Below are 6,472 nucleotides of genomic sequence, written 5' to 3' on the forward strand. Positions count from 1 at the left end.
GGACCCGGCGGCCGGCCTCCGTCTCCGGCCGCCAGGGCACGCCCGTACGCACTCCGGGTCCGTGCCGCGGGAGTACGGAGTACGCCGCCACCGACGCCGTACTCCGCCCGTCGTACGGTGCGCCGCTCAGCCCGCGGCTCTCATGGGGCCCGGGTCACCGGCGGACCAGCTGGGTCTCGGCGGCGTCCAGGTCCGCCGCCGGGACGGGCGCGGGGCGGCGGGCGGTGTCGCTGACCTTGAGCAGGAGGGCGACGAGCAGCCAGTTGGCGACCATCGCGGAGCCGCCCTGGGCCAGGAACGGCAGGGCCTTTCCGGTGAGCGGGATGAGCCCGGTGACACCGCCGATGACGACGAACACCTGGAGCACCAGCGTGGTCGACAGACCGGCGGCCAGCAGCTTGCCGAACGGGTCGGTCACGGTGACCGCCGTGCGCAGGCCGCGTTCGGCGAGCAGCGCGTACAGCAGGATCACGGCCATCACTCCGGCCAGGCCGAGCTCCTCGCCGACCGTGGTGAGGATGAAGTCGCTGCGCCCGGCGAAGCCGATGAGTTCGGGGTGGCCCTGGCCGAGGCCGGAACCGAGCATCCCGCCGGAGCCGAAGCTGAACAGCGCCTGGGCCGCCTGGTCGGAGATCAGACCGGCCGGCCGCTGCTCCGGGGGGAGGTAGATGTCCATCGGGTGCAGCCAGGCGACCACTCGGCCGTGGACGTGCGGTTCGAAGGAGCCCACGACGAAGGCTCCGACGGCGAACAAGCCGACCCCGAACACCACCCAGCTGGTCCGCTCGGTCGCGACGTACAGCATGATCACGAAGGCGCCGAAGAAGATGAGCGAGGTGCCGAGGTCCCGTTCGAAGACCAGGACGAGCAGGCTGATGACCCACACTGCCGCGATCGGGCCGAGTTGCCGCCCTCGGGGCAGGTACATGCCCATGAAGCGTCGTCCGGCCAGGGCCAGGGCGTCCCTGCGGAGCGTCAGGTACCCGGCGAAGAAGAGCACGATCACGATCTTCACGAACTCGCCGGGCTGGAAGGACAGCGGCCCGAGGAAGATCCACCGCTTGGCGCCGTAGACGTCGCCGGGATAGAAGGCCGGGGCCATCAGCAGCGCCAAGCCGACGGTGACGGCCAGGTAGGGATAGCGCTGGAGCCGGCGGTGGTCCCTGAGCGCGATCACGACCGCGATGAATCCGAGTACCGCGAGGGCGACCCACATGATCTGCCCGCCGACCGCCGTGGGCGAGCCGTACCGGGCCTGGTAGGCGATGTCGAGGCGGTGGATCAGGACGATGCCCAGGCCGGTGAGCAGGGTGGCCAGGGGCAGGATCAGCGGGTCGGCGTGGGGGGCGAACCGCCGCACCGCCAGGTGGCACAGGAGCGGGGGCAGGGCCAGAACGGCGACGTGGACCACCAGATCGGGCGGCAGGCTGCCCGTGAGGGCGAGGGCGCTGCCGGCGTGGCCGAATCCGCAGATGAGCACGGCGCCCAGCAGCAGTGCCAGTTCCAGATTGCGGCTGACCGGATCGCCGTCCCGACTCGCTGCTCCGACCCGACTGCCCATGACAGTTCCCCCATTGCGTTCTGCCGGACTCCCGTCTCCGGCCCGGTGACACCCGGCACGACTATACAGTTGCGCAATGACGCAACTAAACGCCGAGGGGCGGGGTGCCTGGGGCGGCCCCGGGACCCGCGCGGTCCCGGGTGCCGGTGCCCGTCAGGTCCCGGCGGCCGCGGCCACGGCCTGCCGGGCCGCCCGCTCCACCAGGGAGACGCCGTCGCTCATCGACGCGCTGCCGTCGGACAGCACGGCGACGAGGTAGCGGTGTCCGTGCACCGTGATCCGGCCGACGCTGTTGACGTCCCAGAGCCCGGAGGTGGTGCGCTGGAGCCAGCCGTTCTTCAACTCGTACTGGGCACCGGAGGCCGCCGAGACGCCCCACGCCTGATCGCTCACGACCCGGCTCATCAGCGTCCGGATGTAGGTCCGGGACTCCTTGTTCAGCGGGGAGCCGGTCTTCGACGCCCCGGCGCTGTCGAACACCGACAGCAGCAGGCGGACCTGGTCGGAGGCTGTCGTCCGCGTCAGCCCCCACTTGGCACCGGGACCGCCCTTGGTCGAGGTCAGCCCCAGCCGCTTGTTGGCCGCCTCAAGACCCGGCGCCATGCCGATCTCGCGCCACAGGGCGTTCGCCGCCGCGTTGTCGCTCTTGCGGATCATCGGCTCGGCCAGGGCACGTTCGTGGGCGGTGAGATGCCGGCCCGCGTCCTGGGCCTGAAGCAGCAGCGCCGCGAGAATGTCGACCTTGATGATGCTGGCGGTGTCGTACGGGACGTCCTCGCCGTACAGCAGCGGCTTCCGGCTCGCGCCGTCGAGGCCGAGCACCGCCGCCGTCACCCGCGCCTTGCTCTGCGGCTGCGGCGCCGCCGGGGCGGCCGCCGCCGCGTGGGCCTGCTCCGCCGGGGCGGGCGCGGCGACCGCGGGTGCCGCGTGCAGCGCGCCGAGGGAGAACAGGGTCGTCACCGAGACCAGGAGGGCACCGGCGCAGGCGCCGACGCGGCTGCCCCGGCGCCTTGCCGTGGTCGCCGTGGTCGCCGAGGTCTTCGAATGCGGCATGGAACGCGGATGGGACATGGTCGGGCAGGCCTCCGCAAGGGGTCGGCAAACAGGGGAAACTGCTGGCGAAGGTAGACAAAATGTGCGCCAAGCGAAGTGGCCGCCGTCACTGCGAACCCGTTTCGACCCGAATTGTGAGAAGGCCCACCCACACACCCACCCCCTGTCCCCCAGCCCCCGTCACCGACCGGTCACAGCAAGCCGCGCGTCCGTCTCACCGGCGCCGCCGGGACGTCCTCCGCCGGGCCCGGGCCGGGCCGGACGCCGGGCGCGCCACGACCGTCGGGACCACGAGTGCCGCCTGCCTGGCCCGTGGCGGAGCCGCCTGCCCGAGGTCTCGTTCGAGTTCGTCGAGGGCCCTGCGGGCGGCCGCGATCCGGGCGGCGAGGTGATGCTGGACGTCCGGGGGGTTACCGCCGTCCGCCGCTTCGGCGGGCTCGTCCCTCTCCATCTCCCGGGCCTCCTCCAGGGAGGTGATGACCACGCCGATGAGGACGTTGACCAGGACGAAGGAGGCCAGCAGGACGTAGGAGGCGTAGTAGACCAGGCTCCAGCGCGACACCTCCAGGCCGCTGTGGACCGCGTCGCCGATGCCGTCCAGGGTCATCAGCAGGAAGAGGGTCAGCACGGCGCGGCCTATGGAGCCGTAGTGCTCGGGGTCGTGGCGGCCGAAGAAGACCCAGCCGACCATGGCGTACACGTACAGCAGCAGGGCACCGACCAGGAGGAAGCTCATGGTGCCGGGCAGGCTGCGGACCACCGCCACCAGCACGATGCGCACCTGCGGCAGGAAGCGGGCGGTGCGCAGCACGCGCGCCAGGCGCAGCAGCCGCAGCACCGTGGCGTTCTCCCGTACGACGGGCACGAAGGCGCACAGGACGACGATCAGGTCGAAGGAGTTCCACGGGTCCTTCCAGAACTCCCGCGGGCGGTCGGCGTAGGCCAGCACGCGGACGAGGATCTCCACCGTGAAGGCGGCCAGGCAGACGTGCTCGGCCTGCCGTAACCAGTGGTGCCACTGCGCCGCCAGACCGGAGTACGTCTCCACGCCCAGCAGGGCGGCGTTGAGGAGGATCACCGCGAAGACGCCGAGGGCGAACCAGCGGGCCTCGGTGACGGCCTGACAGCGGTGTGCCAGTTCTCCGCGCAAGGACCGCGATGCGATGTCGGCGTTCTGATCGTGCTGCTCCGGCATCTGCTGCCCTTGCCCCTTCACACGCGGTGGCAGTCCCGGCCGACCGGGCTGGAAGGACGGGCTGGTTGAGTGATGATCATCCTCCAACACGGACGTCCGCGGCACCGTGGACCGCGACACGTTCGCGGACCGCGTACCGCACGTCGTGCGTGCGGTACGCGGCACCGTGTGCGCTCGGTCCCGGGGCCGCGGCCCGGTGGTCACCTCCGGGTGCCGCAGGACGGGCAGAAGGCCGCGCCGTCCGGGAGGTCCTGGTGGCAGGAGGAGCAGCTGTCCGTCTGGGCGAGGCGGTGTCCGCAGGCGGGGCAGAAGGTCGCGCCCCTGGTCTCGGCGCGGCACTGCGGACAGACCAACTGGCGCGGCGTGGTGACGTCGTGGTCCTGGCCGCGGTGCTGCCCGGCGTCGTAGGCGCGCTGGGCCACCATGTCGTTCAGGCCCCGTTGCTGGGCCGCCTGGGCCTCCGCCGCGGTGTCCGGGGAGCAGGTGAGGCAGAGCCCGAGGCCCGCGTTCCAGCAGCGGCCGCAGACGTAGGCCGTACAGCGGGGGCAGCGGTCGAAGTGGCCCTGCGCGTTGGCGATGGCACGGGTGAACGCCGCGTCCCGCTGGGTTCCGTAGTTCGCTCCGGCCAGCCCGTCGGCCGCGTCGGAGACGCCACGGGCGGCGCCGCCGCCGATGACCGACCAGGCCGCGTTCGCCCCCCGCGACAGCCAGCCCGCCATCTGGCCCGCCCGGAAGGGCTCGAACGGAGAGCGCCAGGTGTCCGAGCAGCGGGAGCAGTAGAACTCGAACTGGAATCCGGCGCCGGTTCCGTGCTGCTCGCACAGGTCGCGGTGATTGTTGCTGAAGTAGATCTCGGTGCTCATGGCGTGTCCCCCCAGGGCCGGCTTTGTGACGGTGTTCCGCCCACACGACGCCCGTCCTCGTCGTGCGGGTTTCCGGAATTCTGCCAGGCGCGCGGGCGCCCCGGCACCCGCTGTCCGGCGACTGGTCCTGGGACAAACGGGTACGCGTGAGGTGAACAGATACAGCTGAAGACTCGGGCAGCGCCGGCGCTGCCCGCGGGTTCGGCCCGTGGACGTCCTGTGCCTGCGCTCGTCGGGCTCTGGCTGGTTCTGCCGGCCTCAGGTCGAAGGGATTCCGGTCATGACTGACGACACCAGCGACTCCGTCCGCGCTCAGGCCCGCCCGGCCGACCCGACGCCGGTCGCCTACGCGGATCCGGCCCCGCTGGGCCTGGCGGCGCTCGCGATGACCACCATCCTGCTGTCCATCATCAACACCAACCTGCTCAAGGAACCCGCCGCGATCTTCCCGGTGCTCGGGCTCGCCGCGTTCTACGGCGGCCTGGCGCAGTTCGTCGCGGGGCTCTTCGAGTTCCGCCGGGGCAACACCTTCGGCGCGACCGTGTTCGGTTCCCTCGGCGCGTTCTGGTTGACGTACTGGTGGCTGGTGCCGCGGGTGGCGGCCGTCGGCGACGCGCACAACGCCCTGGGGCTGTTCCTGCTCGCCTGGGGCATCTTCAGCGCGTACATGGCGGTGGCCGCGCTGCGCACCAGCCTCGCCGTCCTCGCGGTGCTGGTGCTGCTGGCCATCACCTTCGTCCTGCTGGCGATCGGCGAGTTCCAGGGCGGCATGGCACCGCACGTCGTCACCCGGATCGGCGGCTGGTTCGGCATCGCGTCGGGACTGGTCGCCTGGTACGCCTCGGCGGCCGCGGTGATCAACACCACGCACCGGCGGACGCTGCTGCCCACCTGGCCCCGCTGAGCCGTCCCGGTCCGCGGGCACTACACCGCGGTATCGGGGTACCCGCACGAGTGAAGGACTTCTCCACGGAGGCGGTCATGCTCATCCTCGGCGTCATTCTTCTCGTCGTCGGCTTCGTCACCGGTATCTCGATCCTGTGGACCATCGGCATCATCCTCGCCGTGATCGGCGCGGTCCTGTGGCTGCTCGGATCGATGGGCCACGCGGTCGCCGGTCACCGTCACTACTGGTGACCGACCCGACCCGCGACGACCGGAGCGGCGGCCCGCGGGCCGCCGCTCCGGTCGGTGTTCGCCGAGGTGTTCAGCGGGCGTGGCCGGAGCCGCGGCCGGACATCCGCCAGATCCTGATCTCGCGCAGGAGCCCCGGCATCTCCTTGACCAGCACGGCGAGCACCAGCCCGCCCACCAGGGCGGCCTCCACCGCCAGCAGCTGTTTCGCTGTCATCCCGTTCCTCCCTTCTGTCCTTCTGTCCTTCCGCCCCTCTGTCCGGACCCGGTCCTGCCCCTGACGCGGCCCGTCATCCGGGCGAGATGTTCGGCATGGCCTTCATGATCGCGTCGTGCTTCTTCCAGTGGATGCCCGTCGACCGCCGGGCATCGGAGGTGCCGTCCCTGTGGTGCCCCGTCTGCCGCTCGTACGGGCCGAAGTTGCCCTGGTGCAGTCCGGTGACGTGCCCAGGGGTGTCGGGCTTCACGTCACGCCTGCCGACTCTGATCGTGCCCATGGTCTGCTCCTCGTCTCCCCCGATGTTCTCCCCCGGTCGCCGGCCCGGCTCACGGGTCGCGAACGGTTCAGCCGTGTTCGGCTCCGTAGGTGGGGGTGTGGGTGGTGGTGAGGGTTTTGCCGTTGCCGAGGTACATGTGGACGCCGCAGGGGAGGCAGGGGTCGAAGCT

The 6,472-nt window shown here is 71.4% G+C and carries 8 protein-coding genes; 2 read left to right on the forward strand and 6 right to left on the reverse strand.

The features are described 5' to 3' along the window. Window positions 1-154 precede the first annotated feature (154 nt). The 4 genes from ACIQMV_RS20690 to ACIQMV_RS20705 all read right to left on the reverse strand — a co-directional run bounded on the left by ACIQMV_RS20690 (window position 155) and on the right by ACIQMV_RS20705 (window position 4,672). Entirely contained in the window at window positions 155-1,561 is a 1,407-nt protein-coding gene (locus tag ACIQMV_RS20690) for an FtsW/RodA/SpoVE family cell cycle protein (RefSeq protein ID WP_402594472.1), read from the reverse strand. A 153-nt stretch (window positions 1,562-1,714) separates the two neighbouring features. After that, the gene (locus ACIQMV_RS20695; protein WP_402594474.1) at window positions 1,715-2,614 is read right to left on the reverse strand and encodes a serine hydrolase; all 900 of its coding nucleotides are present in this window, start codon (window positions 2,612-2,614) and stop codon (window positions 1,715-1,717) included. A 214-nt stretch (window positions 2,615-2,828) separates the two neighbouring features. Next, window positions 2,829-3,809, reverse strand: a complete 981-nt coding sequence (locus ACIQMV_RS20700) for an ion transporter (protein ID WP_402594475.1) — start codon at window positions 3,807-3,809, stop codon at window positions 2,829-2,831. A gap of 200 nt (window positions 3,810-4,009) precedes the next feature. Beyond that, entirely contained in the window at window positions 4,010-4,672 is a 663-nt protein-coding gene (locus ACIQMV_RS20705) for a zinc ribbon domain-containing protein (RefSeq protein WP_141367208.1), read from the reverse strand. Window positions 4,673-4,952: 280 nt separating this feature from the next. Between ACIQMV_RS20705 and ACIQMV_RS20710 the strand changes: the two genes are divergently transcribed. Beyond that, window positions 4,953-5,576 carry an acetate uptake transporter gene (locus tag ACIQMV_RS20710; RefSeq protein ID WP_402594477.1) on the forward strand — a complete coding sequence of 208 codons (624 nt, stop codon included), beginning with the start codon at window positions 4,953-4,955 and terminating at the stop codon, window positions 5,574-5,576. A 77-nt stretch (window positions 5,577-5,653) separates the two neighbouring features. Further along, window positions 5,654-5,809: a DUF6131 family protein gene (locus ACIQMV_RS20715; RefSeq protein WP_225077308.1), complete on the forward strand. Its 156-nt coding sequence runs from the start codon at window positions 5,654-5,656 to the stop codon at window positions 5,807-5,809. 70 nt (window positions 5,810-5,879) lie between these two features. On the opposite strand, the gene ACIQMV_RS20720 is transcribed toward ACIQMV_RS20715, so the two are convergent. Next, entirely contained in the window at window positions 5,880-6,023 is a 144-nt protein-coding gene (locus ACIQMV_RS20720) for a hypothetical protein (protein ID WP_172633272.1), read from the reverse strand. Between the two features lie 73 nt (window positions 6,024-6,096). Beyond that, window positions 6,097-6,303 carry a hypothetical protein gene (locus tag ACIQMV_RS20725; RefSeq protein WP_141367202.1) on the reverse strand — a complete coding sequence of 69 codons (207 nt, stop codon included), beginning with the start codon at window positions 6,301-6,303 and terminating at the stop codon, window positions 6,097-6,099. Window positions 6,304-6,472: the final 169 nt, after the last annotated feature.

Source organism: Streptomyces sp. NPDC091412, assembly GCF_044756885.1.
GTDB lineage: Bacteria > Actinomycetota > Actinomycetes > Streptomycetales > Streptomycetaceae > Streptomyces.